At 72.0% G+C, this 26,970-nt stretch carries 21 protein-coding genes and 2 pseudogenes; 17 read left to right on the plus strand and 6 right to left on the minus strand.

The annotated features are described in order from the left end of the window. The first annotated feature begins 49 nt into the window (after positions 1-49). From VFE82_RS09820 to VFE82_RS09830, 3 genes are read left to right on the plus strand one after another with little or no spacing between them, the layout of a single operon-like run. Positions 50-1,078, plus strand: a complete 1,029-nt coding sequence (locus VFE82_RS09820; protein WP_325000128.1) for a TRAP transporter substrate-binding protein — start codon at positions 50-52, stop codon at positions 1,076-1,078. Beyond that, positions 1,078-1,590, plus strand: coding sequence for a TRAP transporter small permease (locus tag VFE82_RS09825; protein ID WP_325000129.1), 513 nt, complete (start codon positions 1,078-1,080; stop codon positions 1,588-1,590). The genes VFE82_RS09820 and VFE82_RS09825 overlap by 1 nt, the downstream gene beginning before the upstream one ends. Further along, entirely contained in the window at positions 1,580-2,881 is a 1,302-nt protein-coding gene (locus tag VFE82_RS09830) for a TRAP transporter large permease (protein ID WP_325000130.1), read from the plus strand. Before VFE82_RS09825 ends, VFE82_RS09830 begins: the two co-directional genes overlap by 11 nt. Before the next feature lie 19 nt (positions 2,882-2,900). On the opposite strand, the gene VFE82_RS09835 is transcribed toward VFE82_RS09830, so the two are convergent. From VFE82_RS09835 to VFE82_RS09845, 3 genes are all read right to left on the minus strand, one after another. Next, positions 2,901-3,644, minus strand: coding sequence for a hypothetical protein (locus VFE82_RS09835; RefSeq protein ID WP_325000131.1), 744 nt, complete (start codon positions 3,642-3,644; stop codon positions 2,901-2,903). Positions 3,645-3,657: 13 nt separating this feature from the next. Then, positions 3,658-4,593, minus strand: coding sequence for a succinylglutamate desuccinylase/aspartoacylase domain-containing protein (locus VFE82_RS09840; RefSeq protein WP_325000132.1), 936 nt, complete (start codon positions 4,591-4,593; stop codon positions 3,658-3,660). 206 nt (positions 4,594-4,799) lie between these two features. Beyond that, positions 4,800-8,327 carry a PAS domain S-box protein gene (locus VFE82_RS09845; RefSeq protein ID WP_325000133.1) on the minus strand — a complete coding sequence of 1,176 codons (3,528 nt, stop codon included), beginning with the start codon at positions 8,325-8,327 and terminating at the stop codon, positions 4,800-4,802. Between the two features lie 123 nt (positions 8,328-8,450). Here VFE82_RS09845 and VFE82_RS09850 point away from each other — a divergent pair, with 123 nt between their 5' ends. Next, the gene (locus tag VFE82_RS09850; protein WP_325000134.1) at positions 8,451-9,881 is read left to right on the plus strand and encodes a DHA2 family efflux MFS transporter permease subunit; all 1,431 of its coding nucleotides are present in this window, start codon (positions 8,451-8,453) and stop codon (positions 9,879-9,881) included. A 21-nt stretch (positions 9,882-9,902) separates the two neighbouring features. Here VFE82_RS09850 and VFE82_RS09855 read toward each other — a convergent pair whose 3' ends face one another. Beyond that, positions 9,903-10,241, minus strand: coding sequence for a hypothetical protein (locus tag VFE82_RS09855; protein ID WP_325000135.1), 339 nt, complete (start codon positions 10,239-10,241; stop codon positions 9,903-9,905). Between the two features lie 119 nt (positions 10,242-10,360). Continuing rightward, the gene (locus VFE82_RS09860) at positions 10,361-11,401 is read right to left on the minus strand and encodes an AraC family transcriptional regulator (protein WP_325000136.1); all 1,041 of its coding nucleotides are present in this window, start codon (positions 11,399-11,401) and stop codon (positions 10,361-10,363) included. A gap of 171 nt (positions 11,402-11,572) precedes the next feature. Between VFE82_RS09860 and VFE82_RS09865 the strand changes: the two genes are divergently transcribed. From VFE82_RS09865 to VFE82_RS09890, 6 genes and pseudogenes are all read left to right on the plus strand, one after another. Next, positions 11,573-13,201 (plus strand): carboxyl transferase domain-containing protein, encoded by a 1,629-nt coding sequence (locus tag VFE82_RS09865; RefSeq protein WP_325000137.1) that lies wholly within the window; start codon positions 11,573-11,575, stop codon positions 13,199-13,201. A gap of 7 nt (positions 13,202-13,208) precedes the next feature. Then, a pseudogene (locus tag VFE82_RS09870) lies at positions 13,209-14,349 on the plus strand (acyl-CoA dehydrogenase family protein). 260 nt (positions 14,350-14,609) lie between these two features. Beyond that, positions 14,610-15,224 (plus strand): annotated as a pseudogene (locus tag VFE82_RS09875) (dienelactone hydrolase family protein); the annotation flags it as partial. A 1-nt stretch (position 15,225) separates the two neighbouring features. Beyond that, entirely contained in the window at positions 15,226-16,014 is a 789-nt protein-coding gene (locus tag VFE82_RS09880) for an enoyl-CoA hydratase/isomerase family protein (protein WP_325000139.1), read from the plus strand. Between the two features lie 18 nt (positions 16,015-16,032). Further along, on the plus strand, positions 16,033-16,668 hold the full coding sequence (locus tag VFE82_RS09885; protein WP_325000140.1) for a DUF4126 domain-containing protein: 636 nt from the start codon (positions 16,033-16,035) through the stop codon (positions 16,666-16,668). 141 nt (positions 16,669-16,809) lie between these two features. Beyond that, complete coding sequence (locus VFE82_RS09890) at positions 16,810-18,795, plus strand: acetyl/propionyl/methylcrotonyl-CoA carboxylase subunit alpha (RefSeq protein WP_325000141.1); 1,986 nt, start codon at positions 16,810-16,812, stop codon at positions 18,793-18,795. Between the two features lie 9 nt (positions 18,796-18,804). Here VFE82_RS09890 and VFE82_RS09895 read toward each other — a convergent pair whose 3' ends face one another. Then, complete coding sequence (locus VFE82_RS09895) at positions 18,805-21,264, minus strand: patatin-like phospholipase family protein (protein ID WP_325000142.1); 2,460 nt, start codon at positions 21,262-21,264, stop codon at positions 18,805-18,807. A 74-nt stretch (positions 21,265-21,338) separates the two neighbouring features. On the opposite strand from VFE82_RS09895, the gene VFE82_RS09900 reads away from it, so the two are divergent. The 7 genes from VFE82_RS09900 (at position 21,339) to VFE82_RS09930 (ending at position 26,900) form a co-directional block, all read left to right on the plus strand. Then, on the plus strand, positions 21,339-22,259 hold the full coding sequence (locus VFE82_RS09900; protein WP_325000143.1) for a glyoxylate/hydroxypyruvate reductase A: 921 nt from the start codon (positions 21,339-21,341) through the stop codon (positions 22,257-22,259). 19 nt (positions 22,260-22,278) lie between these two features. Then, positions 22,279-23,187 (plus strand): hydroxymethylglutaryl-CoA lyase, encoded by a 909-nt coding sequence (locus VFE82_RS09905; RefSeq protein ID WP_325000144.1) that lies wholly within the window; start codon positions 22,279-22,281, stop codon positions 23,185-23,187. A gap of 142 nt (positions 23,188-23,329) precedes the next feature. Further along, complete coding sequence (locus VFE82_RS09910) at positions 23,330-23,836, plus strand: YbaK/EbsC family protein (protein ID WP_325000145.1); 507 nt, start codon at positions 23,330-23,332, stop codon at positions 23,834-23,836. Beyond that, entirely contained in the window at positions 23,833-24,087 is a 255-nt protein-coding gene (locus tag VFE82_RS09915; protein WP_414708748.1) for a DUF1289 domain-containing protein, read from the plus strand. Before VFE82_RS09910 ends, VFE82_RS09915 begins: the two co-directional genes overlap by 4 nt. Further along, complete coding sequence (locus tag VFE82_RS09920; RefSeq protein WP_325000146.1) at positions 24,084-24,716, plus strand: 2-hydroxychromene-2-carboxylate isomerase; 633 nt, start codon at positions 24,084-24,086, stop codon at positions 24,714-24,716. The genes VFE82_RS09915 and VFE82_RS09920 overlap by 4 nt, the downstream gene beginning before the upstream one ends. Positions 24,717-24,923: 207 nt before the next feature. Then, entirely contained in the window at positions 24,924-26,615 is a 1,692-nt protein-coding gene (locus tag VFE82_RS09925) for an MFS transporter (RefSeq protein ID WP_325000147.1), read from the plus strand. Positions 26,616-26,699: 84 nt separating this feature from the next. Further along, a complete protein-coding gene (locus VFE82_RS09930; RefSeq protein ID WP_325000148.1) occupies positions 26,700-26,900 on the plus strand; it encodes a hypothetical protein in 201 nt (66 codons plus the stop codon). Positions 26,901-26,970 lie beyond the last annotated feature (70 nt).

Raw genomic sequence — 26,970 nt, forward strand, 5'->3', positions numbered from 1 at the left:
CGCGTCAACATGCAGTTTGGTTCGTGTTCATAACCAAAAGGAGACCGCCTTGACCTCTCGCGCCGCCTCGTTCCTGAAGTTCCTCGCACCGGTCGCGCTGGCTGCCGCCGCCGTGTCCTCGCCGGCGCAGGACAAGCCGGTCGAACTGAAGTTCGCGCACTGGCTGCCGCCCACGCATTCGCTGGCCAAGACGGGCTTCGAGCCCTGGGCCAGGTCGGTGGAGGCCGCCTCCAAGGGCACCATCAAGGTGGCGCTGTTCCCCGCGCAGCAGCTGGGCAAGGCCGCCGACCACTACGACATGGCACGCGACGGCATCGCCGACGTGACCTGGGCCAACCCCGGCTACCAGGCCGGGCGCTTCCCGCTGATCGCCGCCGGCGAGCTGCCGTTCCTGGTGGGCAAGCCCGGCCCCGGCTCGGCCGCGCTCGACGCCTGGTACCGCAAGTACGCGGCCGCCGAGATGAAGGACGTCAAGCTGTGCTTCGCCCACCTGCACGTCGGCACGATGCACGCCAAGAAGCCGATCACCGAGCCGTCCCAGCTCAAGGGCATGAAGATCCGCTCGTCCAACGGCACCAACGCCGCCTTCATGTCGCTGCTGGGTGCCACCAACGTGCAGGTGTCGGCGCCGGAGGCGCGCGACGCGCTGGAGAAGGGCGTGGCCGACGCGCTGGCCTTCCCCTGGGACTCGGTCATCAGCTTCGGCATCGACAAGGCCGTGAAGTACCACAGCGACATGCGCATGTACGCGTCCGACTTCGCCTGGGTGATGAACAAGGGCTTCTACGACAAGCTCGGCCCGGCCCAGAAGAAGGTGATCGACGACCACTGCAGCAACGAGTGGGCGGCCCGGGTCGGTGCCGCCTGGGGCGACTTCGAGGACAGCGGCCAGGCCAAGCTGGAGAAGTCGCCGGGCCACACCATCGTCAAGGTCACGCCCGCCCAGATCGAGCTGTGGAAGAAGGCCGCCGAGCCGGTCTACACCCAGTGGGTGCAGAGCGTCGACAAGACCGGCGTGAACGGCCAGCAGGCCCTCTCGGAGCTGCGCAAGGAGCTCGAGGCCCGCAAGGCCAACTGATGCGGCGCGTGCTGTCGGCCACCGAGACGGTGGCCGCCCTGTTCCTGCTCGCCATCGCGCTGCTGACCGCGGGCAACGTGCTGCTGCGCGACCTGTTCAGCGTGCAGATCCCCGACTGGTTCGACGGCGCCCGCATGCTCCAGGGCATCGCGCTGTTCTGGGGCGTGGCACTGGCCACCTATTACGGCAGCCACATCGGGGTCGACCTGCTGTGGGAGCACCTGGGCGACCGCGGGCGCCGCTGGCTGGACCTGGCCGCCACGCTGATCGCGGCCGCCTTCCTGGCGCCGCTCGCCTGGATGGTGTGGGTGAAGGTCGCCGGCACCGGCACCCAGGGCACGATGGACCTGCGCCTGCCGCTGGTCTGGTTCTACGCGGTGGCCGCCCTGGGCGCCAGCGTGGCCGCGGTGCTGGCGGTGGTCCGCATCGTCCTTCTCTGGCGCGGTCGCGCCGACCTGCTGCAACCCGAAGCCCTGCCCAGCGAGGCGGAGCGGGAGTCCCATGGATCGTGATCTGGTCGCCCTGCTGGGCTTTGTCGGCATGTTCGGGCTGATGGCGCTGCGGGTGCCCATCGGCGTCGCGATGGGCATCGCCGGCGTGCTGGGGTTCTCGGCGCTGTCGGGGCTCAAGCCCGGGCTGAACCTGCTGGCCAACGTGCCGCTCTCGGTGGTCACCGACTACAACCTGAGCGTCATCCCGATGTTCATCCTCATGGGGTCGTTCGCGTCGCGGTCCGGCATGAGCCGCGAGCTGTTCCAGGCCGGCCGGGCCTGGCTGGGCCACCTGCGCGGCGGGCTGGCGATGGCCTCGGTGGCCGCGTGCGGCGGCTTCGCGGCCATCAACGGTTCCTCGGTCGCCACCGCCGCCACGATGGCGCAGGTGGCGCTGCCCGAGATGCGCCGCGCCGGCTACCACCCGGGCCTGTCCGCCGGCCTGGTGGCGGCCGGCGGCACGCTGGGCATCATGATCCCGCCCTCGGTGATCCTGGTGCTCTACGGGATCATGACCGAGACGGACATCAAGAAGCTGTTCGCCGCCGGCGTGATCCCCGGCCTGCTGGCGATCGCCTTCTACTTCCTGGTCGTGCAGCTGATCGGCTGGTTGCGGCCGGCGGCCATGCCGCGCGGGGAACTGCACAGCTGGCGCGAACGGTTCGCCTCCCTGCGCGACCTGTGGGCGGTGCTGCTGCTGTTCGCGTTCGTGCTGGGCGGCATCTACGGCGGCCTGTTCACCGTGGAGGAAGGCGCAGGCATCGGCGCGGCGGGCACGCTGGCCATCGGCGTGCTGCGCCGCAGGCTGGGCATCGCCGAGATCAAGGCGGCGCTGATCGACACCCTGCGGGTGTCGTCGGCCATCATGACCATCGTGATCGGCGCCTTCCTGTTCGGCTACTTCCTCACCATCACGCAGTTCACGCAGAAAGCGGTCGACCTGCTGGTGCACCTGCCGGTCGGGGCCTATGGCGTGCTCGCGCTGGTGATGGTGGGCTACTTCATCCTGGGCGCGGTGATGGACGAGCTGGCCATGATCCTGCTGACGGTGCCGGTGGTCTTCCCGGCCATGATGCAGCTGGGTTTCGACCCGGTGTGGTTCGGCGTGATCGTGGTGATGGCCGTGACCTTCGGCATGATCTGCCCGCCGGTCGGGATCAACGTGTTCGTGATCAACTCCATCGCGAGGGACATCACGCTCGGGCGCATCTACCAGGGCACCATGCCCTTCATCGCGGTCGACGTGCTGCGGCTGGTCATCCTGTGCGCGTTCCCGGCGCTGTCGCTGTGGCTGCCGGGGCACCTGCAGTAACGGCCCCCAGGCGCCTGCGTTAGCGCGCGGCGGGCTCGTCCGGGTCGGGCTGCAGCACCAGGCCGGCCCCCAGGCCCGCCGCGCCGCCGCCCGCGGCCGCTCCGCCGCCGCCACTCGCCCCGCCTCTTGCACCGCCCCGGTTCTCCGCACCGCCGGTGGCGCGGCCCGGGCCGCCCTCCTGGCGTGCTCCGCGGGGGCCGCCCCGCGTGCCGCCGCCGGCCGGCCGCGCGGGCCCCTGGCGCGGGATCTCCAGGCCGGGCAGGGGATCGAGGTCGAGCGCCTCGCGGATGAAGGTGCGCAGCGCGAACACCAGGTCGGCGGTCTCCACCGGCCGGCCGGCGACCAGGTCGTTGGCCGCGGCCACGGCCAGCCGCACCTGGTCCGCGGTGCCCAGCAGGATCACGTCCGACAACGCCGCTTCCACCGCGTCGCGGATGCGCCGGCGGCGCTCGGCGCCGGGGGGCTCGTGCCCGTCGGCGTCGTCGGCGCCGGGCGCCTCCTCGGCCAGGCGCTGGGCACGCACCAGGTCGCGCAGGTGGGTGGGATCGACCGCGAGCTCGCCGGTGAAGGAGCCGCCCAGCGTCTTGTAGGCGGCGATCAGCGTGCGCAGCCGCTCGTTGATCTGCCGGTTCTCGCGCTCGCGGCGGCGCTGCATGGTCTGCATCACCACCAGGCGCAGGCCCACCATGACCAGCGTCACCAGCACCAGGCCCAGCAGGGTGGTCAGCAGCGCCTGCCAGGAGCTGAAGTCGAGCGCACGCATGGGCCTGCGGCCGTCAGAGCTTCCGTGCCAGGTAGAAGCCTTCGCGGCCGGGGATCGGCACGCGCGCCGGCATCAGCACCGTGCAGTCCTCCGGCGCGTGCAACGCCGCGTCGCCGTCGGTGGCGACCAGCTCGCCGGCCGCGAAGGTCTCGAAGCCCACCAGCGGGCGTGTGAAGCGGAACTCCGGCGTGCGGATCACGTAGGTCTGCAGCAGTTCGTAGCGGCGCTGCGGCGTGCTGGTGGCCACGAGTTCGCGCTCGATCAGGCCGAAGTGCGCCAGGAAGTCCAGGGTGACCTCGACCGCCAGGTCGGCGGTGGCGCGCTTGAAGTGCTGGCCGCATTCGGCCACCAGCGCGACGCCGGCGTCGCTCGTGCCATCGCCATGGCGGCCGTGCTGGATCAGCGGCGTGCCGGAGCCGAGCCCCCGCGGCATCACCAGGTGCACCGACGGCCGGCCGATGGCCAGCGCTGCCTGCGCGTTGCGCGCGAACGCCGGGTAGACCCAGAACGGCTCCACGTCCTGCGAGGTGGAGTGCAGGTCGAGGATGTGGTCGGCGGCCGCCACCACCGGTCGCAGCTCGCGCGCGCGGCGCAGCTCGGGGCTGTCCTCGCCGCCTTCCAGCCACTCGGGCGACCACACGCGGTTGAGGTTGTGCACGAGCTGGCGGCTCTCGAACGGCCGGTCGGCGTCGAACGATTCGTAGGCGGCCACATTGGCGAAGCTCACCGTCAGCGTGCCGAGCAGCGGGCGCAGGCCCCGTTCGAGCACGTGGGTGGCGGCCACCATGCCGCAGATCTCGTTGCCGTGCGTGAGGGCGTTGACCAGCACGTGCGGGCCGGGCCGGCCGGAGTCGAACCGGTGCACGTAGGGGATGCCGGTGTTGCCCTGGCGGTAGGCGGACAGGTCGCGGGGAAGGACTTCAAGGACGGGGGAGATGTCGGCGGTCATCGGCCCATTCTGGCACTGCCGCGCAGCCGCCGCAGGCCTTCGCGCCGGTGCGCCGGGCCTGCCCCGCGCGGTGTCAGGCGCGGCTGCGCGCTCGCGACCACGCCGCCGCCACCGCAACCCGCTCACGGCTCACGGCTCACGGCTCACGGCTCACGGCTCACGGCTCACGGCTCACGGCTCACGGCTCACGGCTCACGGCTCACGGCTCACGGCCGCGAGGCCGCCGGTTCGCCGGCGAGCGCGGCGAGGCTCTGCTCGACCGCGTGCACGTCGACCGGCTTGGTCAGGTGCAGGTGGAAGCCCGCGGCCAGCGTCCGGGCCCGGTCCTCCTCGGTCCCGCGGCCGGTGAGCGCCACCAGGATGCCTGTCCAGCCCGGCAGCTGGCGCAGCCGGCTGGCGACCTCCAGTCCGTTCATGCCCGGCAGGCCCAGGTCGAGGAACACCAGCGCCGGCCGGTGCGCGGCGGCCAGCTCGAGAGCGGTGGGCCCGTCGCCGGCCAGGTGGGCCGCGTGGCCGGACATCTCGACCACCATGCCCAGCGTCTCGGCCGCATCCCGGTTGTCGTCGACGATCAGGACCGTGCGCCGCGGGCCCGCCGCGACGGGGCGGGTCCCGCCGGCATCGGGCGGGGGCTGCACCGGTGCCTGCACGCGGGGCAGCCAGACCAGGAAGCGGCTGCCGCTGCCCGGGCCGGCACTCTGCGCCTCGACGCGCCCGCCGTGCATCTCCACCAGCGAGCGCACCACGCTCAGGCCGATGCCGAGGCCGCCCTGCGCATGTTCCCGGTGCTGCTCGACCTGCACGAAGCGGTCGAACACCCCCGCGAGCTGCTCGGGCGGGATGCCGATGCCGTCGTCCTCCACGGTGACCAGCACGTCCGGCCCGTCGAGGGCCGCCGCCAGCCGGATGCTGCCGCCGGGCGGTGTGTACTTGGCCGCGTTGTTCAGCAGGTTGCAGACCACCTGCACGAGGCGCGTGATGTCGCCGTGCACCGACCAGTGCGGGTCGGCGCCGGTCCACACCAGCGTGTGTCCGTGGCCGTCCAGCAGCGGACGCGAGGCATCGACCGCGTGTTCCAGCAGCATCTGCACCCGCAGCGGCTCGCGCCGCAGCACCACCTTGCCCTGGCTGATGCGCGCGACATCGAGCAGTTCGTCCACCATGCGCACCATGTGGTCGATCTGCCGGTCCATGATCTGCCGCACGCGCTGTTCCTCCGGCGTGCCGCCGCCGCGCTGCAGCAGGCTCAGGCCGGTGCGCAGCGGCGCGAGCGGGTTGCGCAGCTCGTGCGCCAGGGTCCCCAGGAACTCGTCCTTCTGCCGGTTGGCGCGGCGCAGCGCATCCTGCGCATGCCAGGCCTCGGTGATGTCGCGCGTGACCCCCAGCACGTGGCCCACGCGGCCGTCCTCGTCGATCTCCGGCACCAGCCGGCTGGCATGGTGGCGCACGCCGGTCGCGTGCTCCATCTCGAACTGCATGCTGACCGGCCGCCGCTCCTCGAACACCTTGAGGATGGCGCGGTCCCACTGTTCGCAAAGCGCCCCCGGCATCCCGAGCTCGCGGTTGGTGCGGCCGAGGAACAGCGCCATCGGCAGCCCGGTCAGGCGCTCCAGCGCCGCGTTGACGAACACGTGCCGCAGCTGCGGGTCGAAGCGGGCGATCACGTCCGGCGAGTTGTCCGCCAGGCTGTGCAGCTCGCGCTCGCGCGCGAGCAGCCGGGCCTCGGCTTCCTTCAGCGCCTGGATGCTCTGCACGCTGCCGATCCAGCGCATCGGCAGTTCGTCCGACGCGCCGATGACCCGGGCATGGGCCTGGAACCACTCGTACGCACCATCGTGGCGGCGCAGCCGGTACTCGGCCGAGAAGCTGGTGCGGCTGCGCACCGCTTCGTTCCAGGCGCTGGCCACGCGCGGCGCATCGTCCGCGTGCAGCGAGCCGAGCCAGTCGCGTCCCAGGAGCCGCTGCGTCGGGACGCCGGTGTAGGCCTCCCACTGCATGCTGAGGTAGTCGCAGGTGCCGTCCGCGTCGGCCGTGAAGGCCATCCCCGGGAGCGACTCGAGCGTGCGCCGGTAGAACCGTTCGCTCTCGCGCAGCGCGGCAGCGACGCGCTTGCGGTCGGTGACGTCGACGCAGGCGCCGGTCATGGTCTCGGCCCGGCCGTTCGCATCCAGGAAGGTGCGGCCGCGGTCGTAGAGCCAGCGCACGGTGCCGTCCGGATGGACGGCGCGGAACTCCATCTCGAAATCGACACCCTCGTCGCGGCAGCGGGCGCACTGGGCGACCACGGCGGCCCGGTCGTCCGGATGGACCATCGCGACGAACTGCTCCAGGCTGTGGACCGCCTGGCCGGGCGCCAGCCCGAACAGCTTGTCGAGCGCCTTGTCCCACCACAGGCCGTCGGTGCGGATGTCCCAGCGGAAGGTGCCGGACCGGCTGGCCTCCAGGGCGACTTCCATCGCGAGCTTGGCCGTCCTGCGCTCCGAGATGTCGATCGCCGTGCCCAGCACGCGGACGCAGCGGCCCGCGTCGTCGAAGAAGGCGCGCCCGTTGGCCGCCACCCAGCGCACCAGGCCGTCGTCCCGGCCGACCGTGCGGTACTCGACGTCGTAGCGGGCCCGCCGCGCCGGATCCATCGCGGCGGCGAACGCCCGCGAGGTGGCCTCCAGGTCGTCCGGGTGCAGCCCGGCGAAGAAGTCGTCCAGCGTGACCGGCCCGTCGCCCGCGATACCGAACATGGCGCGCAGGCGCGGCGGCCAGTACAGGGTGCCGGCCCGCACGTCGACATCCCAGAAGCTCACTTCCGCGGCCTCGGTGGCCAGCCGCAGCTGCTCCTCCTTCTCGCGCAGCGCCTGCCGTGCGGCGTGCGCCTCGGTGACGTCGTGCCCTTCGCAGAAGATGCCGGTGACGCGCTGCTCGTCGTCGAGGACGGGGGCGAAGATGAAGTCGAGCACGAGCCGGCGCGGCTGCGGGTCGTCGGGAGTGCCGCGGAAGGTTCCCGGCACGCCGCGCGCCACGTGGCGCCGGCCCGTGAGGAAGACCTCGTCGAGCCGTTCGTAGAAGCCCTGGCCCTCGAGCTCGGGGAAGGCTTCGCGCACCGGCTTGCCGACCACGTCGGGCCGCGGGAACAGCTGCCGGTGGGCGGCGTTCGCGAACTCGAACACGTGCTGCGGCCCGCGGAAGGTGCAGATGAAGCCGGGCGACTGCTCGAACAGCCGCTGCAGCCGCTGCGCCTCGTCCTCGCGCCGGTGCGCCGCCTTCACGGTCGCGGTGGTCTCGACCGCTGCGCAGAAGATCCCGGCCACACGGCCGTCATCGTCGAGCAGCGGCGTGTGCGAGAAGCTGAAATAGCTGGTGCCGGGCTCGTCGCGGCCGGCCAGCTCGAACGGCATGTTCTCGAAGGATTGCGCCTCGCCGCGCAGGCAGGCCTGGGTGATCGGCCCGAGCGAGTCCCAGACCTCCTGCCAGACCTCGGCCATGGGGCGGCCCAGCGCGTGCGGGTGCTTGCGGCCGCAGATCGGGACGTGGGCGTCGTTGTAGAGCGAGACCAGCTGCGGCCCCCAGGCCACGTAGATCGGTTGGCGCGAGCGCAGCATCAGGCCCACGGCGGTCCGCAGCGACTGCGGCCAGGTGTGCGCAGGCCCGAGCGGAGTGGCGGCCCAGTCGTGCCCGCGCATCAATTCGCCCATCCGGCCCCCCTGCTGCAGGAAGGGTTCGGTGGCTGGGCGCGTGCTCATGCGGCATCATAGTTCGCGCCTACAGATGAGTTTCCGTCGCGACCGGCCGGTCGCACTGCCGGGTTGTCGATTCGACGGCGCTTCGTTCGTCGTGCCCCGCAACCCTCAACAACAAGGATCGACATGACTGCTTCCCGCAACCGCTGGTGGGCCCTGCTGGTGCTGTGCCTCGGCGTCCTGATGATCGTGCTGGACACGACGATCGTGAACGTGGCGCTGCCCTCCATCCGCAGCGATCTCGGCTTCAGCGAGACCACCCTCGTCTGGGTGGTCAACGCCTACATGCTGACCTTCGGTGGCTTCCTGCTGCTGGGCGGCCGGCTGGGCGACCTGTATGGTCACCGCCGCGTGTTCCTCGCCGGCATCGTGCTGTTCACGCTGGCGTCGCTGGCCTGCGGCCTGGCCCGTTCGCAACTCGTGCTGGTCGCCGCGCGGGCGGTGCAGGGCCTCGGCGGCGCGGTGGTGTCGGCCGTCGCGCTCTCGCTGATCATGAACCTGTTCACCGAGGCCGCCGAGCGCGCCAAGGCCATGGGCGTGTACGGCTTCGTCTGCGCCGGCGGTGGAAGCATCGGCGTGCTGCTGGGCGGGCTGCTCACCAGCGAGCTGAGCTGGCACTGGATCTTCCTGGTCAACCTGCCGATCGGCGCCGCGGTCTGCGCGCTGAGCCTGTGGCTGATTCCCGGCGGCGAACGCCAGGCCGGCGGACGCCTCGACTGGGCCGGTGCCGCCACGGTGACGCTGGGACTGGTGCTGGCGGTCTACGCGGTCGTCAACGGCAACGAGGCGGGCTGGGGATCGCCGCGCACGCTCGGGCTGCTGGGTGCCGCGGCGGTCCTGCTGGCGGCCTTCCTGGCGGTCGAGTCGCGGGTCGCGGCGCCGCTGGTGCCGCTGTCGCTGTTCCGCCTGCGCAACCTGGCAACCGCCAACGCCGTGGGCGTGCTGTGGGCGGCGGCGATGTTCGCCTGGTTCTTCATCTCGGCCTTGTACCTGCAGCTCGTGCTGGGCTACACGCCGATGCAGGTCGGGCTGGCGTTCCTGCCCGCCAACCTGATCATGGCGCTGTTCTCGCTGGGGCTGTCGGCGCGCATCGTGCTGCGCTTCGGGCTGCGCCTGCCGCTGGCAGGCGGGCTGCTGCTGGCCGCTGTTGGACTGGCCCTGTTCGCGCGGGCACCAGCCGGCGGCAGCTTCGCCGCCGACGTGCTGCCGGGCATGCTGCTGCTGGGACTCGGTGCGGGGATCGCGTTCAACCCGGTGCTGCTGGCCGCGATGAGCGACGTCGATCCAGCCGATGCCGGGCTCGCTTCGGGCGTGGTGAACACCTCCTTCATGATGGGCGGGTCGCTCGGCCTGGCCGTGCTGGCCAGCCTGGCCGCCGCCCGCACCCAGGGGCTGGCGATCGCGGGCGCCGCCGCACCGCAGGCGCTCAACGGGGGCTACCAGCTCGCGTTCGCGGTGGGCGCGCTGTTCGCGCTCGCAGCCGCCGGGTTCGGCGGGCTGCTGCTGCGCGAGCAGCGTCCGCCGGCGGGTGCTGCCGCGGCCCCGGGGCACGTCTGAGCGCCCCGGGTCGCGCGCGCCTCAGCCCGGGGGTGTGAACGTGCCGGCCCGGGCCGGCGCCAGGGGCTGGCCGGTCGCGTCATCGCTGAACACGAACGCCTCGCCACTGCGCAAGGTGCCGTCGGCGCCCACCACGCGCAGGTGGATGGACGGGGTCCGGTAGCCGGGGAGCGCGGGAATGCTCGTGTCGACCGACCACAGCACCACGTCGCCGCCGCCGGCCAGGCGCGCCGCGCCGGCGGCCAGGTCCGGCGGCTGCGGACCGGCGGCCGCGTCGACAAAGTCGCCGACCGTGCCGGCGGTCTGCGCCGCGTCGCCGGAGGTCGCGCGAGCCAGGTTGGCCGTGCCGGTCGTGTTCATGCTGCTTTCCGCGCCGATGCAAATGCATCATCGTCGGCAGGGTTGTCAGCAGGCTTCCCGACTTGCCAGACCGGTGCGCCAACGTGTCGGACGCGGCCGCACCGCCGCGGCGGGCGTCGTCACCCGGCCTCGCGGAAGTCCCCCGGGGTCACGCCGACGTGCAGCCGGAAGGCGCGGGCGAAGCTCTTGTCGTTGCGGAAGCCGACCGCCGCCGCGACCTGCTTGATCGGCTTGGCCGTGCGATAGAGCAGGTCCTTGGCGCGTTCCATCCGCACCTCGTCCTTCAGCTGCTGCAGGCTCGCGCCTTCCTCGCGCAACTGCCGGTGCAGCGTGCGGACCGACACGTGCAGCAGCACGGCGAGGTCCTGCGCGCTGTGGGCACGGCCGGGGTCGGCGGCGAGCGCCTGCCGCACCTGCGGCACCAGCAGCCGGTCGCGCCGGTACTGCAGCACCGTGAGCTGCAGCGCCCGGTGCCGCAGCAGCTGGCCGAGCGCCTTCTCGTCACGCCGCAGCGGCAGCGCCAGGTAGCGCGCATCGAAGCGGATGGCTGCGCCGGGCTGCCCGAACAGCAGCGGCCCGCCCGGGAACATGTGGGCATACGCCTCGGCATGCGGCGGCGCCGGGAACGGGAACAGCGCCCCGCGCAGCGGGATGCGCGAGTCCACGTACCAGCACGCCAGGCCGTGGATGTTGCGCAGGATGAAGGCGATGGCGAGTTCGCGCACCTCGGCCGCCAGCGGGCGCAGCTCGCGCAGCGTGACGGCGGCCACCGGCCCCGCCGTGGCCAGCTCCAGCCGGATGTCGTCGGTCAGCAGGCCGTGGTGCCGGCACCAGCGCCGCACCGCCGTGCCCAGGTCGGGCGCCCCGAGCGAGGCGCGCGCCAGCATGCCGTAGCTGCCCCAGGGCAGCCGGCGCCCGAACGCCCCCAGGCCCTCGTCGTCGAGCTCTTCCATGGCGGCTGCGGACAGTCGCTCCATCTGGCGCGCGGTCATCCTCGCCTGCGGCTGGCGCAGCTGCGCTGGCGTGATCTGTGCCAGGGCAAGTGCCTCGTCGGGGCTGCGGCCCCGGCGCCGGTACGCCGCCACGATCGCTTGGGCGAACGCCATCGGCGTGACCGCCGCCGGGGTCCTGGCGTGGGGCTCCTGGCGTGCGGCGGGCATCGCCTGGAGTGTGGCAGGATTTGCAACCCGCCGGGCAGACCCGGCGACGCGTTGCTGGCGTAGGCTTGGCCATCCGGCAGGGGGTCGCCGCTGCGCTGCGGCGCGGCAGTGCCGCTGCCGGGGCAGCGCCGCCCCGCGCGCGCCGGCCAGGTCCACCAGGAACATCGAGACATGCCCGTTCTGCAGACGCAACTCAATCCACGTTCGGCCGAGTTCCAGGCCAACGCGCAGGCCATGCGCGCGCTGGTCGACGACCTGCGGGCGCAGGTCGCCAAGGCCGCGGCCGGCGGCGGCGAGGCGGCGCGGGCCAAGCACACCGCGCGCGGCAAGCTGCTGCCGCGCGACCGCGTGCAGATGCTGCTGGACCCCGGCACGCCCTTCCTGGAGCTGGCGCCGCTGGCCGCGCACGACATGTACAACGGCGACGCACCCTGCGCCGGCCTCATCGCGGGCATCGGCCGGGTGAGCGGACGGGACGTGATGGTCGTGTGCAACGACGCCACGGTGAAGGGGGGGACCTACTACCCGATGACGGTCAAGAAGCACCTGCGGGCGCAGGAGGTGGCGATGCAGAACCGCCTGCCGTGCATCTACCTGGTGGACTCCGGCGGCGCGAACCTGCCCAACCAGGACGAGGTGTTCCCCGACCGTGACCATTTCGGCCGCATCTTCTACAACCAGGCCAACCTGTCGGCGCAGGGCATCGCCCAGATCGCCGTGGTGATGGGCTCGTGCACCGCCGGCGGCGCCTACGTGCCGGCGATGAGCGACGAGACCATCATCGTGAAGAACCAGGGGACCATCTTCCTGGGCGGGCCGCCGCTGGTGAAGGCCGCCACCGGCGAGGTGGTGAGCGCCGAGGACCTGGGCGGCGGGGACGTGCACACCCGTCTGTCCGGCGTGGCCGACCACCTGGCCCAGAACGACCTACACGCGCTGGCGCTGGCGCGCCAGGCGATCGCCACGCTCAACCGCGACAAGGTGCCGCCGGTGGCACTGCGCGAGCCGTGCCCCCCGAGGCACGATCCGGCCGAGCTGCACGGCGTGGTGCCGCAGGACGGCCGCAAGCCCTACGACGTGCGCGAGGTCATCGCGCGCATCGTCGACGGTTCCGAGTTCCACGAGTTCAAGTCGCGCTGGGGCGGCACGCCCGGCGGCGCGTCGACGACGCTGGTGTGCGGCTTCGGCCACATCGAGGGCATGCCGGTGGGGATCATCGGCAACAACGGCATCCTGTACAGCGAGTCGGCCCAGAAGGGTGCCCACTTCATCGAGCTGTGCTGCCAGCGCAAGGTGCCGCTGGTGTTCCTGCAGAACATCACCGGGTTCATGGTGGGTCGCAAGTACGAGACCGAGGGCATTGCGCGGCACGGCGCCAAGATGGTCACGGCGGTCGCCACCGCCAGCGTGCCCAAGTTCACCGTCATCATCGGCGGCAGCTTCGGCGCCGGCAACTACGGCATGTGCGGCCGCGCGTACTCGCCGCGCTTCCTCTGGATGTGGCCGAACGCGCGCATCTCCGTGATGGGCGGCGAGCAGGCCGCCAGCGTGCTGGCCACCGTCCGGCGCGATGGCATCGAGGCCAAGGGCGGCAGCTGGTCGGCGCAGGAAGAAGCCGCCTTCAAGCAGCCGCTGCTGGACCAGTTCGCCCACCAGTCGCACCCCTACTACGCCACCGCGCGCCTGTGGGACGACGGGGTGATCGACCCGGCCGACACCCGCCGCGTGCTGGCGCTCGGCCTGTCGGCCGCGCTGAACGCGCCGATCGGCGAGCCGAAGTTCGGCGTGTTCCGGATGTAGCACGGCCATGGCCGACGTCGCGATCTACGACACCCCCGAGCACGAGGCCCTGCGCGAGCAGGTGGCGCGCTTCCTGGCGCGCGAGGTCGAGCCGCACGCCGCCGCGTGGGAGGAGCAGGGCTTCGTGCCGCGCGAGGTGCTGCGGCGCATGGGGCAGGCCGGCTTCTTCGGCCTGCTGTACGAGGACACGTACGGCGGCGCCGGGGCCGATGCGCTGACCAACCTGGTGTTCGCCGAGGCCCTGTCGCAATCGACCTATGCGGGCTTCGTGATCACGGTGCTGGTCCACACGGACATGGCCAGCCCGCACCTGCACCATGCCGGCAGCCCGGCGCAGAAGGAGCGCTACCTGCGCCGCGTCATCGCCGGCGAGCTGATCACCGCCGTGGGCATCACCGAGCCGGACGCCGGCTCCGACGTGGCGGGGATCCGCACCCGGGCCCGGCGCGATGGCGACCACTGGGTGCTCGACGGCCGCAAGCTCTTCATCACGAACGGCGTGCACGGCGACCTGTTCTTCATCGCCGCCAAGACCGGCCCGGGCAGGCGCGAGATGTCGATGTTCATCGTGGAGAAGGGCACGCCCGGCTTCTCGGTGGGCCGCGCGCTGAAGAAGACCGGATGGCTGTCGAGCGACACGGCCGAGCTGGTGCTGGACCAGGTGCGCGTGCCGGCCGCCAACCTGCTGGGCGCCGAGGGGCAGGGCTTCTACTCGGTGATGAAGAACTTCCAGACCGAGCGCATCGCCCTCGCGGCCATGGCGGTCGGCCATTGCCAGCAGGCCCTGAAGCTCACGCTCGACTTCGTGCGGCAGCGGCAGGCCTTCGGGGGACCGCTGTGGAACCAGCAGACCATCCGCCAGCGGCTGTCGATGCTCGATGCCAGGACGCGCGCGGCGCGCGCCTTCCTCTACCACTGTGCCTGGCGGGTGACGCAGGGGCCACGACATCGTGCAGGACGTGTCCATGCTCAAGGCGCTGACCGGCGAGCTGGTCAACGAGGTGGTGCAGACCTGCCAGCAGTTCCATGGCGGCATGGGCTACATGCGCGAGATGCCGATCGAGCGCCTGTGGCGCGACGCCCGCATCCTGGCCATTGGCGGCGGCGCCACCGAGGTCATGCTGGAAGAAGTGGCCAAGAGGTACTGAGCATGCGCGACGTCCTCCTCCTGCTGCTGTGCGCGGCCGCGACGCTGGCGCAGGCCCGCATCCGCGAAGAACAAGTCGACCTGCCGGTGCGCGTGGTCGACGGCTTCGGCAAGACGATCGAGCACCCGATCAAGGTCACGGTCTGGTCGGACGATGCCAACCCGCAGCCCGCGCCGGTGCTGGTGCTCAACCACGGCCGGGCGCCGGGTGCCCCGGAGCGCGCGGCGCTCGGACGGGCCCGCTACGGCGACGCGTCGCGCTGGTTCGTGCAGCGCGGCTTCATCGTCGCGGTGCCGACGCGGATGGGCTACGGCGTGTCGGGTGGCCCGGACGCGGAAGACACCGGCAGCTGCTCCAACAAGGTGTTCGCCCCAGGCTATGCCGTGGCGGCCCAGCAGACGCTGGCCGTGCTCGCCATGGTGCGCGAGCGCCCCGATGCCGCCGGGGACCGGGCCGTCGTCGTCGGCCAGTCGTTCGGCGGCGCCACCTCGGCCGCGGTGGCCGCGCAGAACCCGGCCGGCGTGCAGGCCGCGATCAACTTCGCGGGCGGCGGCGGCGGCAATCCCAAGACCCAGCCCGGCAACCCGTGCGCGCCGCACCGCATGGAAGCGCTGTACCGCGACTACGGCAGGACGGCCGCCATGCCCATGCTGTGGATCTACACCGAGAACGACCTGTACTTCGGCCCCAGGGTGCCGCGCGAGTGGCACCAGGCGTACACCGCCAGCGGCGCCAAGGCCGAGTTCGTGCAGTTCCCGCCGCACGGCGAGGATGGCCACTCGCTGTTCACCCGCTTTCCCGCCGTGTGGCAACCCAAGGTCGGCGAATTCCTGGATGCTGTCGGCTTTCCGGCTCCTGCCTCTAAGGCCCCCTGAGATGCAACACCTGCTGCTCGACACCACCGCCGGCGTGACCACCGTGACGCTCAACCGCCCCGACGTGCGCAACGCCTTCAACGACGAGCTCATCGCCGAGCTGTCCGCCGTCGTGCTCGAGCTGGGCCGGCGGCCCGAAGTGCGCTGCATCGTGCTGGCCGGCAGCGGCCCCGCGTTCTGCGCCGGCGCCGACCTGAACTGGATGCGGAGCGTGGCGGGCTACACCCGCGAGCAGAACCTGGAGGACGCCGCCGGGCTGGCGCGCATGCTGGAGGTGCTGTACCGGTGCCCCAAGCCGACCGTCGCCCGGGTGCACGGCGACACCTACGCCGGCGGCACCGGGCTGGTGGCGGCCTGCGACATCGCCGTGTCGGTCGACACTGCGCACTACTGCCTGAGTGAAGTGCGGCTGGGGCTGATCCCGGCGACCATCAGCCCCTACGTGCTGCGCGCGATGGGCGCGCGGGCGGCGCACCGGTTCTTCCTCACGGCCGAACGCTTCAGCGCCGCCGAGGCGCACCGCATCGGCCTGGTGCACGAGGTCGTGGCGGCCGACCAGCTCGACGCGCGCATGCACGACATCACGGCCTCGCTGGTGAGCGCGGGGCCGGAGGCCGTCAAGGCCTGCAAGCAGCTGCTGCACGACGTCGCCGGCCAGGAGATCACGGCCGGCCTGGTGCGGCGCACAGTCGAAGGCATCGCGGACATCCGCACCAGCGACGAGGGCCGCGAGGGCATCCGGTCCTTCCTCGACAAGCGCAAGCCGGCCTGGGTGCTGCCGCCGGCATGACGCGCCGCGAGAACCGGCATGGACCGCATCCCCGAACTCCTCGACGCACCGCAGCTGCTGGCGCTGGCCGGCGCGCTGGGCTGGGCCAGCGGCTTTCGCCTCTATGCCGCCGTGTTCCTCACCGGACTGGCCGGCGCGATGGGCTGGTTCGAGCTGCCGCCGGGCCTGCAGGTGCTGCAGCACCCGGGCGTGCTCGCCGCCAGCGGCTTCATGCTGTTCGTCGAATTCTTCGCCGACAAGATTCCCTACGTCGACTCGATCTGGGACGCGGTGCACACGGTGGTGCGCATCCCCGCGGGCGCGGCGCTCGCCGCCGGCGCCCTGGGCGCCAACGATGCGGCCATGGGCTGGATCGCCGCGCTGGTTGGCGGCAGCCTGGCCGCCACCAGCCACGCGACCAAGCTGACGACCCGTGCGGCCGTGAACACCTCGCCCGAGCCGTTCTCCAACTGGACGGTGTCGCTGTTCGAAGACGGCCTGGTCGTCTTCCTGCTGTGGCTGGCAGCCACCCACCCGGCGCTCTTCACCGTCGTGCTGGTCGTCAGCGTGCTGGTGGCCGCGGTGCTGCTGGTGGTGCTGGTGAAGTTCCTGCGCGTGGTGCTGCGGGGGCTGCTCGATTTCTTCGAGGGGCGACGGTTGCCCCGGGAGCTCTAGGAACGATGTTCGACAAGATCCTGATCGCGAACCGCGGCGCGCGCCTGCGCGGGAGCGTGCCCATGTGCGCAGGCGCACGTGGGCATGCGCCAGTTCGCATGGCACGCGCAGCGTGCGAGGCGATTGCGCCGCGGAGCCACCATGTTTGACAAGATCCTCATCGCGAACCGCGGCGAAATCGCCTGCCGGGTGGCCGCCACGGCGCGGCGCCTGGCCATCCGGACCGTCGCCGTGTACTCGGATGCCGACGCCCAGGCCAAGCATGTCGCCGCCTGCGACCAGGCCGTGCACATCGGCGGCAGCGCGCCCAAGGACAGCTACCTGCGCTGGGACCGCATCATCGAGGCCGCCCGCGCCACGGGTGCGCAGGCGATCCATCCCGGCTACGGCTTCCTCAGCGAGAACGAGGAGTTCGCGCAGGCCTGCGCCGACGCCGGCCTGGTGTTCATCGGGCCGCCGCCGGCCGCCATCCAGGCCATGGGCCTGAAGGCCGAGTCCAAGCGGCTGATGGAACAGGCCGGCGTGCCGCTGGTGCCGGGCTACCACGGCAGCGACCAGGACCCGGCACTGCTGCGGCGGGAGGCCGATCGCATCGGTTATCCCGTGCTGATCAAGGCCAGCGCCGGCGGCGGCGGCAAGGGCATGCGCGCCGTCGAGCGCCCGCAGGACTTCGAGGCGGCCCTGGCATCGTGCAAGCGCGAGGCGAAAAACAGCTTCGGCGACGACGCCGTGCTGATCGAGAAGTACGTCCAGCGGCCCCGCCACATCGAGATCCAGGTGTTCGGCGACACGCAGGGGAACTGCCTCTGGCTCTTCGAGCGCGACTGCTCGGTGCAGCGGCGCCACCAGAAGGTGCTGGAGGAGGCGCCCGCGCCCGGAATGACACCTGCGCTGCGCCGGCAGATGGGCGAGGCGGCGGTGGCGGCGGCACGCGCGGTCGGCTACGTCGGCGCGGGCACCGTCGAATTCATCGTCGAGCAGCGGCCCGAGGGGATGGAGTTCTTCTTCATGGAGATGAACACCCGGCTGCAGGTGGAGCACCCCGTGACCGAGGCGATCACCGGGCTCGACCTGGTCGAGTGGCAGCTGCGGGTGGCCGCCGGCCAGCCGCTGCCGCTGCAGCAGGACGAGCTGCGCCTGCACGGCCACGCGATCGAGGCCCGCATCTGCGCCGAAAGCCCCGACAACAACTTCCTGCCGGCCACCGGCCGGCTGCAGGTCTACCGCAAGCCGGACGCGACGGCCTTCGTGCCGTCCGCCGTGCGGGTGGACGACGGCGTGCGCGAAGGCGACGAGATCTCGCCCTACTACGACTCGATGATCGCCAAGCTCATCGTCCACGGCGACACCCGCGAGCAGGCGCTGGCCCGGCTGGACGAAGCCCTGGCGGCGACCCGCATCGTCGGCCTGGCGACGAACGTGCAGTTCCTGCGCCACGTGGTGCGCAGCCGCTCGTTCGCGCAGGCCGACCTGGACACCGCGCTCATCCAGCGCGAGCAGGCCGCCTTGTTCCAGCAGGAGCCGGTGGGCCTGCCGCTGGCCGCGGCGGCCGCGGTCGCCTCGACCCTGCTGGCCGAGCGCCGGCTGGAAGGCGCCGATCCGTTCAGCCGCCGCGACGGCTGGCGCGCGCACGGCGAGGCTGCCCGCCGGTTCGCCTTCGAGTTCGGCGGGCAGCCGCAGCGGGCCGAGCTCACCTACCTGCACGACGGCGCGCTGCAGCTGGCGGTCGGTGACGCCAGCGGCCCGCTGCAGTTCCGGGAACAGGCCGACGGCATCGAGGTCCGGTTCGCGGGGCAGCGCACGGTGGTCCAGGTGCATGCCCAGGGCGAGGTCGACCACGTGTTCACGCCGCAGGGCGCGACGCGGATCGTCGCGGTCGACCTGCTGGCGCATGCGGGCGAGGGCGAGGTCGAGGGCGGCCGGCTGACCGCGCCCATGCCGGGCAAGGTGGTCTCGTTCGCGGTGAAGGCGGGCGACGCCGTGAAGAAGGGCCAGGCCCTGGCCGTGATGGAGGCGATGAAGATGGAGCACACCATCGCCGCGCCGGCCGACGGCACGGTGGCCGAGCTGCTCTATGCGCCGGGCGACCAGGTGGCCGAAGGCGCGGAGCTGCTCAAGCTGACGTGACGGAACGGCTCAGCCGTGCGCGGTGCCGGACACGGCTTCGCGCGCGGCCGGGGCGCTGGCCCGGACCCGGCGCGCCAGTGCTTCAAGGCCCGCCTCATCGAGCTGCAGGCCCTCGATCCAGCCCAGCTGGTGGTAGGCCTCCCATTGCGCCTCGTCGAAGAACTGGTCGCCGGTCGACTGCTGCGGGAACACCGCCTCGCGCGCGGCGTAGCGCTCCAGCTCCAGCGGCATGTCGGGCAGGCGCGCCGGCTTGACCACCACCAGCAGGCCGGGTGGATGGTCGTCGTACCGGAGCGCGGCCAGCGCGAAGCAGCGGCCCGGCAGGCCGGCAGCCAGCTGCGCCGGGGTCCCGGCGCGCCGGAGCAGCGGGGCCGCCTCGGGCACCAGGAGGTCCGCGGGGTCCAGGAACTCGATGCGGGTGGCATGGTCGATCAGGGCCTTGCGGGCCAGGTTCTCCAGGTCGCCCAGCAGGTGGTCCGGGTCGGCCCCGCAGTCGGCGACAACCACCACGTCGGCCCGTCGCTTGAGCAGCGGATAGACGCCCGTGTTCTCGAAGTGGCCGCCGTCCGAGAGGTACCAGGCCGCGCTGTTCAGGCCCGGAAAGCGCGCCAGCAGTTCGGACAGCAGGGCGGTGGGCTTCGGGAGCCAGCGACCGATGGCGCCCAGGAAGCGGTCGAACCGGGGCGTGCCGTGCAACTGCTGGCGTGGCGCGGGTTCGCGCAGGCGGCGCGTCCACCAGCCCAGGCGCAGTCCGCTCAGGAACAGCAGGGCGGCGACGCCGGGCGCGGTGCGCGAGCCCATGCCGGTGCCGGCAGCAGCGCCCGAGACGGCGATCCACTGCGACAGGGTGCCCAGGGCGCCCACCACCTCGCTGCGGCGCGCCTCGGTCAGCACCGGCGGCTCCTGGGTCCCGATCTCCACGCCGAGCGCGCTGACCGTCAGCGCGATGCCCTTGCGGTCGGCGCTGTAGGTGCCGTTGCGGTCGTCCACCGTCTGGTTGATGCAGCAGTTGATCAGGTGGATCGGACCGCCGTGCCGGTGCGGCAGGTAGTCCGCCAGCGGCACGTCGTCGCGCTCCAGGGCGTCGTTCAGCCGCACGGCCGGATGGGCGTCGCGCGAGGTGCTCAGCACCGACCCTTCGAAGCGCGGGCGCTCGCCGCCGGCGCTGGCCCGGCCGGCGTTGCCCACCGAGACGTAGGCGCGCAGGATCCGGGCACGGTAGAAGTTGTGCAGCGACGAGTGGTTGAGCACCTGCAGGCCCTGGCCGGTCCAGAGCACCCAGCCCGCGCACAGGGCCAGCACCACGCCCCAGACCGGCACCGCGAGGCCGGCGACGGCTTCGTGCACGGCGTACTGCAGCAACGTCAGCCAGAACAGCACGACGGCCACCAGGAACAGCAGGCCGGCGACATTGACCCAGGCCAGCGCGTCCAGCCGCCGGCCGGCCAGGCGCGGCTTCAGGCGCTGCGCCACCGGGTGCAGCAGGCGGACGACGGTGCCGGTCGCGGCCACCAGGCCCAGCAGCGACACCGACCAGCCGGGCCGGCCCGCGGCCCAGCCTGCCAGCGCCCGCGAGGCGAGGTCCAGGGCCCCGGCGGCCAGCAGCACCAGGGTGACCACGAGCGCGCGCGACAGCCGCCGGGTGGCGTTGAGGCGGGACTTGGCCAGCGCCTCTTCCGGCGGGAGGGCCAGCAGGAGCGGCCAGGCCAGCACCGGGCCGGCGAGGATGGCGACCCCGCACCACTGCAGCCCGCGGAACAGCGCCCCGAGCGGGGTGGTTGGCAGGGCTTCGCGCCACAGCACGTGGGCCAGGAAGCCGGCAGCGCCCGCGAGGACCGCGGCGACCACGAAGGTGAGCACGTCGTCGCGCTCCGGGCGCGTGCGGCACCCCCAGTACCGGTACATCTCGGCGCTGGCCCAGGCCAGCACCGGCAGGACCAGCCACCACCAGAACGAGCCCCAGGCCGCGTGCAGCCGGGCGGCATCGGCCAGGCCGGCCACCGGCGCCAGGACCGCCGGCGCGAGCAGCACGCCGCCGAACAGGAGGAACAGCAGGCCGGCTTCCACGTTGGACGACAGGGCACCGCGCAGCATGCCGGCGACGGCGAAGGCCAGGTCGCGCATGCCGGCGGGCGTGAGGTAGCGGCCGTTGTTGCGCAGCCAGTGCAGCAGCAGCGTGCGCTCGCTCGCCAGCTTGTCCTGCACGACGGCCGCGCCCTGGCCCGGCTGGTAGAGACGGCCGAGCGCCGCGCCGATGTAGCCGCCGCCGGAGACGGTGGAGAGGTAGTCGAAGCGTTGCAGCGCGCGGCGCGCCGCCAGCGCGCGCAGCAGGCCGAAGCAGAAGGTGGCGCTGCGGATGCCGCCGCCCGAGAGCGCCAGGCCCCAGACCGGCGCGTCGCCGTCGATGCCGCAGTGCGCGCGGCGCTGCCGGATCGCCTCGGTGTCCGGCCGTTCCCGCTTGAAGTCCATGCCATCACCTCCTGCCGCCACGCTACGCCCCCGGCTCGGCCGGTGTCAACGGGCGGATGTGGTAGACATCTCCCATGCGAATCCTCTTTTCTGCAACGGCCACCAAGGCCGCACCCTGGGTCAGCGGCCTGCAGGCCGCGCTGCCGGAGGCCGAGGTGGCCGAGTGGGCGCCCGGCGCCCCGCAAGCCGACCACGCGGTGGTCTGGGCGCCGCCCCAGCAGCTGCTGGACGAGCAGCCGGCGCTGCAAGGCCTGTTCAACATCGGCGCCGGCGTCGATGCGCTGATGAAGCTGCGCATCCCGCCGCAGACCCGGGTGGTGCGGCTGGACGACGCCGGCATGTCGGTGCAGATGGCCGAATTCGTCTGCCATGCGGTGATCCGGCATTTCCGCGAGCTCGATGCCTACGAGCAGGACATCGCGCAGGGCCGCTGGTCCTATCGCAAGCCGCGGCTGCGCAGCGAGTTCACCATCGGCATCATGGGCCTGGGCGTGCTCGGGGCCCGGGTGGCCCAGGCCCTGCAGCAGTTCGAGTTCCCGGTGCTCGGCTGGAGCCGCTCGCCCAAGGCGCTGCCCGGCGTGCGCTGCTACGCCGGCCAGGCGCAGTTCGGCGACTTCCTGGCCGCCAGCCGGGTGCTGGTGTGCCTGTTGCCGCTGACGCCCGACACCGAGAACATCCTCGACCGCGACACGCTGGGCCGGCTGCCGGCCGGCGGCTACCTCATCAACGTGGCGCGCGGCGCCCATCTGGTCGAGGCCGACCTGCTCGCGCTGCTCGACAGCGGTCACCTGGCCGGCGCCACCATCGACGTGCTGCGCGAGGAGCCGCCGCCCGCCGCGCATCCGTTCTGGCGCCATCCGAAGATCGCGCTGACGCCGCACACCTCGGCGCGGACGCTGCGCGAGGAGAGCATCGCCCAGATCGCCGGCAAGATCCGCGCGATGGCCCGCGGAGAACCCGTGGCCGGCGTGGTCGACCGCTCGCGTGGATACTGAGGGCCGAGGAACGCACACCATGCAATTGCCAATCCGAGTCAAGCTCGTCGACGTCGGCCCGCGCGACGGTCTTCAGAACGAGAAGGGCCACGTGCCGGCCGAGGTCAAGATCGGCCTGGTGCACCGCCTGCAGGAGGCCGGCCTGACCGAGATCGAGGTCACCAGTTTCGTCTCGCCCAAGTGGGTGCCGCAGATGGCCGACGCCGCCGAGGTGATGGCGGGCATCCACCGCAAGCCCGGCGTGCGCTACTCCGTGCTGACCCCGAACCTGAAGGGCTTCGAGGCCGCGCTGCCTTCGCGGCCCGACGAGATCGTGGTCTTCGGCGCCGCCAGCGAGGCCTTCAGCCGCAAGAACATCAATTGCTCGATCGCCGAGAGCATCGAGCGGTTCGCGCCCGTGGTCGAGGGCGCGCGGGCCAAGGGCATCGCCGTGCGCGGCGCGATCTCCACCGCCGTCGGCTGTCCCTACGAGGGCGACGTGGCACCCGACCGGGTGGAGCTGGTCGCCCGCCTGATGAAGGAGATCGGCGTGCAGCACGTCGGCGTGGCGGACACCATCGGCGTGGGCACGCCGCGCAAGGTCCAGGCCGCGATGGAGGCCGCGCTGCGGCACTACGGCCTGGACGAGGTGTCCGGCCACTTCCACGACACCTACGGCCAGGCCCTGGGCAACACGCTGGCCTGCCTGGAGATGGGGGTGTGGCAGTTCGACACCTCCTCGGCGGGGCTGGGCGGCTGCCCCTACGCCAAGGGCGCCACCGGCAACGTGGCGACCGAGGACGTGGTCTACATGCTGCACGGCATGGGCATCGACACCGGCATCGACCTCGACAAGCTGATCGACGCCGGCAAGTTCATCAGCGACTTCCTGCAACGCCCGCCCAATTCGCGGGCGTCCACGGCGATCCTGAACAAGCGCGCCGGCTGAGGACCGGGCCCGTGGCGGGCCGCGTGTTCCCCGGTGTCGTGGCGCACGCGCCTGGGCACGCACCGCCGCGGACGATGGCCCTGCGGCGCACGGCGGCGACCCGGACGCGGGGCGGGTCGCGATGGGTCGCGATAATCGCGCCATGTGCGGTGCCGAACTCCATCCCCTGCCGGAAGGCGTGCAGCGCGTCGCCCGCGTGCTGCAGGACCTGGGGCATCCCCATTCCCCCGTGATGCTCGACGATGCGGCGCGCACCGCGCAGCAGGCGGCCGACGCGCTCGGCGTGCGGCTCGGGCAGATCGCCAAGAGCATCGTCTTTCGCCGCAGGTCGGACGAGGCGGCGGTGCTGGTGGTCACCTCGGGCGACCGCCGCGTGGACGAGAAGAAGGTCGACGCCCTGGTCGGCGAGACCGGGCGCGCCGATGCCGGGTTCGTCAAGAGCCGCACCGGCTATTCCATCGGCGGCGTGTCGCCGGTGGGGCACGCGCAGCCACCGGTGGTGCTGATCGACCGCGAGCTGTTCCGCTTCGACGAGATCTGGGCCGCGGCCGGGCACCCGCACGGGGTGTTCAAGCTGCGGCCGCAGGACCTCGAACGGCTCACCGGCGGCGCGCCGGTGGCCGACGTGGTGCAGGAGCCGCCGGCGTGAGCGACTGGGGCGCGCTCGTGCTCCAGCGGCTCCAGGGCGAGATCGCTGCCCTGGCCCCCGGAGAACCGGTGCCCACGCCGTGCAACTCGGTGTGCCGCATCGATCCGGCTACCGGCTGGTGCGAGGGCTGCCTGCGCACCCTGGACGAGATCGCCGCCTGGCGCAGCCTGGACGGCGAGGCCCGGCTGGCGGTGTGGCGCGAACTGGGCGGGCGGGCAGAGCGGCCCGCAGGCGGCGGAGGTCCCGCATGAAGCGCATCACCTTCTGGTTCGACGTCATCTCGCCCTACGCCTACCTGGCGTTCGAGCAGTTGCCGCAGGCGCTGCAGGGGCACAGCTGCAGTGTCGAGTACCGGCCGGTGCTGTTCGCCGGGCTGCTGCGGCACCATGGCCAGCTGGGTCCGGCCGAGATCCCGGGCAAGCGCGAGTGGACCTACCGTCAGGCGCTCTGGCAGGCGCACGCGCACGGCATCCCGATGCAGATGCCGCCCACCCATCCCTTCAACCCGCTGCCGCTGTTGCGGCTGGCGCTGGCCTGCGGGCCCAACCGCCACGTGTGCGAGCGTGTGCTGCGGCATGTCTGGCGCGGCGGCGCCGACGCGGCCGATCCGGCCCGGCTCGCGGCGTTGCAGGCCGAGCTCGCGCCGGCCCGGGAGCCGGGCTCGGACGAGGTGAAGGAGGCGCTGAAGGACGCCACCACGCAGGCGATCGCCGCCGGCGTGTTCGGCGTCCCCACCCTGGTGGTGGACGGCCGCCTGTTCTGGGGCTTCGATGCGCTGCCGATGCTGCGCGCCCACCTGGAGCGCGATCCCTGGTTCGACACCGCCTGGGACGCTGGCGCGCAGGCCGCCGCCGTTGCGGTCCGTCCCGCGCGCGGCTGAGTTGTTGGCGCCGGCCGGCCCCGGCGCAGGCCCACCGGTCTCGATTCGCCACATGGTGAAACGCCAGCTGCGGGTTTCACCTTAAATCGTCAGAGCCCCGCAAGTTTGGTGCAAGCCTCTGTTGGTTTGACGAAAGCGCGCGGTCAGAGCGCTCTCCAAGAATGCACGACACGGGCCCATTCCGGGCACCGCATTTGGAGACAAGACATGGCAACTGCAACTGCTGCGGCGGGCGCGCCCGCCCGGCCGATGACGGGCGAGGAGAAGAAGGTCATCTTCGCCTCGTCGCTCGGCACGGTGTTCGAGTGGTACGACTTCTACCTGTACGGATCCCTGGCCGCGATCATCGCGAAGCAGTTCTTCGCCGGCCTGGACCCGACCTCGGCGTACATCTTCGCGCTGCTGGCCTTCGCGGCAGGCTTCCTGGTGCGGCCCTTCGGCGCGCTGGTGTTCGGCCGGCTGGGCGACATGATCGGCCGCAAGTACACCTTCCTGGTCACCATCCTGATCATGGGCGCGTCGACGTTCATCGTCGGCCTGCTGCCCGGCTACGCCTCCATCGGCATCGCGGCCCCGATCATCCTGATCGGCCTGCGGCTGCTGCAGGGGCTGGCGCTCGGTGGCGAGTACGGCGGTGCGGCCACCTACGTGGCCGAGCACGCACCGCACGGCAAGCGCGGCGCGTACACCGCCTGGATCCAGACCACCGCCACCCTGGGCCTGTTCCTGTCGCTGCTCGTCATCCTAGGCGTGCGCAACGCGATGGGCGAGAAGGACTTCGGCGACTGGGGTTGGCGCATCCCGTTCCTGGTCTCCATCCTCCTGCTGGCCATCTCGGTCTGGATTCGACTGTCGCTGAGCGAATCGCCGGCATTCCAGCGCATGAAGTCGGAAGGCAAGACCTCCAAGGCGCCGCTGGCCGAATCGTTCGGCCAGTGGAAGAACCTGAAGATCGTGATCCTGGCGCTGGTGGGCCTGACCGCCGGCCAGGCCGTGGTCTGGTACTGCGGCCAGTTCTACGCGCTGTTCTTCATGACGACCATCGCCAAGGTGGACGTGACCACGGCCAACCTGCTGATCGCCGCCTCGCTGCTGATCGGCACGCCGTTCTTCATCGTCTTCGGCGCGCTGTCCGACCGCATCGGCCGCAAGCCGATCATCATGGCGGGCTGCCTGCTGGCCGCGCTGACCTACTTCACGGTGTTCCCGATGCTGCTGAAGTACTCCAACCCGGCCCTGGTCGAAGCCCAGCAGAAGTCGGTGGTCACCGTCACGGCCGATCCGAAGGAGTGCTCGTTCCAGGGCAGCCCGATCGCCCGCGAGATCGACTTCCGCACCTCGTGCGACATCGCCAAGCGCGCGCTCACGCAGGCCTACATCCCGTACGAGAACAAGGCGGGTGCCCCCGGCCAGCCGGCCACCATCACCATCGGCGACAAGGTCCTGACCGCCCCGGCGGCCACGCTGAACGAGGCCCGCCACGGCTTCTCCGCCGAGAGCACCAAGGCGCTGGGCGAGTTCCGCAAGAACCTGGGCGACGCCTCCAAGGCCGCCGGCCTGACCCAGGCCGCCGAGCCGGCCAAGATGAACAAGCCGATGGTGCTGCTGATCCTGGTCTACCTGGTGATCCTGGTGACCATGGTCTACGGCCCGATCGCCGCCATGCTGGTGGAGATGTTCCCGACCCGCATCCGCTACACCTCGATGAGCCTGCCCTACCACGTGGGCAACGGCTGGTTCGGCGGCCTGCTGCCCACCACCGCGTTCGCGATGGTGGCTGCCACCGGCGACATCTTCTACGGTCTGTGGTACCCGGTGATCGTCGCGGCCGCCACCTTCGTGATCGGCATGCTGTTCATCCGCGAGACCAAGGACGTGGACATCTACGCCCGCGACTGACGCGCGCGTGACGGAACGTCACTGAAAAGCCTGCGGCGGCAACGCCGCGGGCTTTTTGTTGACTGTCCATCGGGAGTGCCTTGCATGTGGAAGATCGTCGTCGGGTTCATCGTGTTCGCCGCCATCGCGCTGTTCGTCATCTTCAAGGCCGGTGACCAGGTCGACATGGGCGGCGAGAAGCACGGGGTCGACAGCAGCCATGCGCCGGCGCCCGCCGCCTCGGCGGCTGCCGCGCCTGCCGCGCCGGCGCCGGCCACCGCTCCGGCCGCTTCCGCCGGCAGGTGAGCCGCGCGCCGCGGCTGCGGCGCATCGTCCCTCACTGCTGCGCGGCTGCGGCCGCGGTGGCGAAGACGCG

Origin of the sequence: Ramlibacter sp. (genome assembly GCF_035655895.1) — a bacterium.
Taxonomy (GTDB): domain Bacteria; phylum Pseudomonadota; class Gammaproteobacteria; order Burkholderiales; family Burkholderiaceae_C; genus Ramlibacter.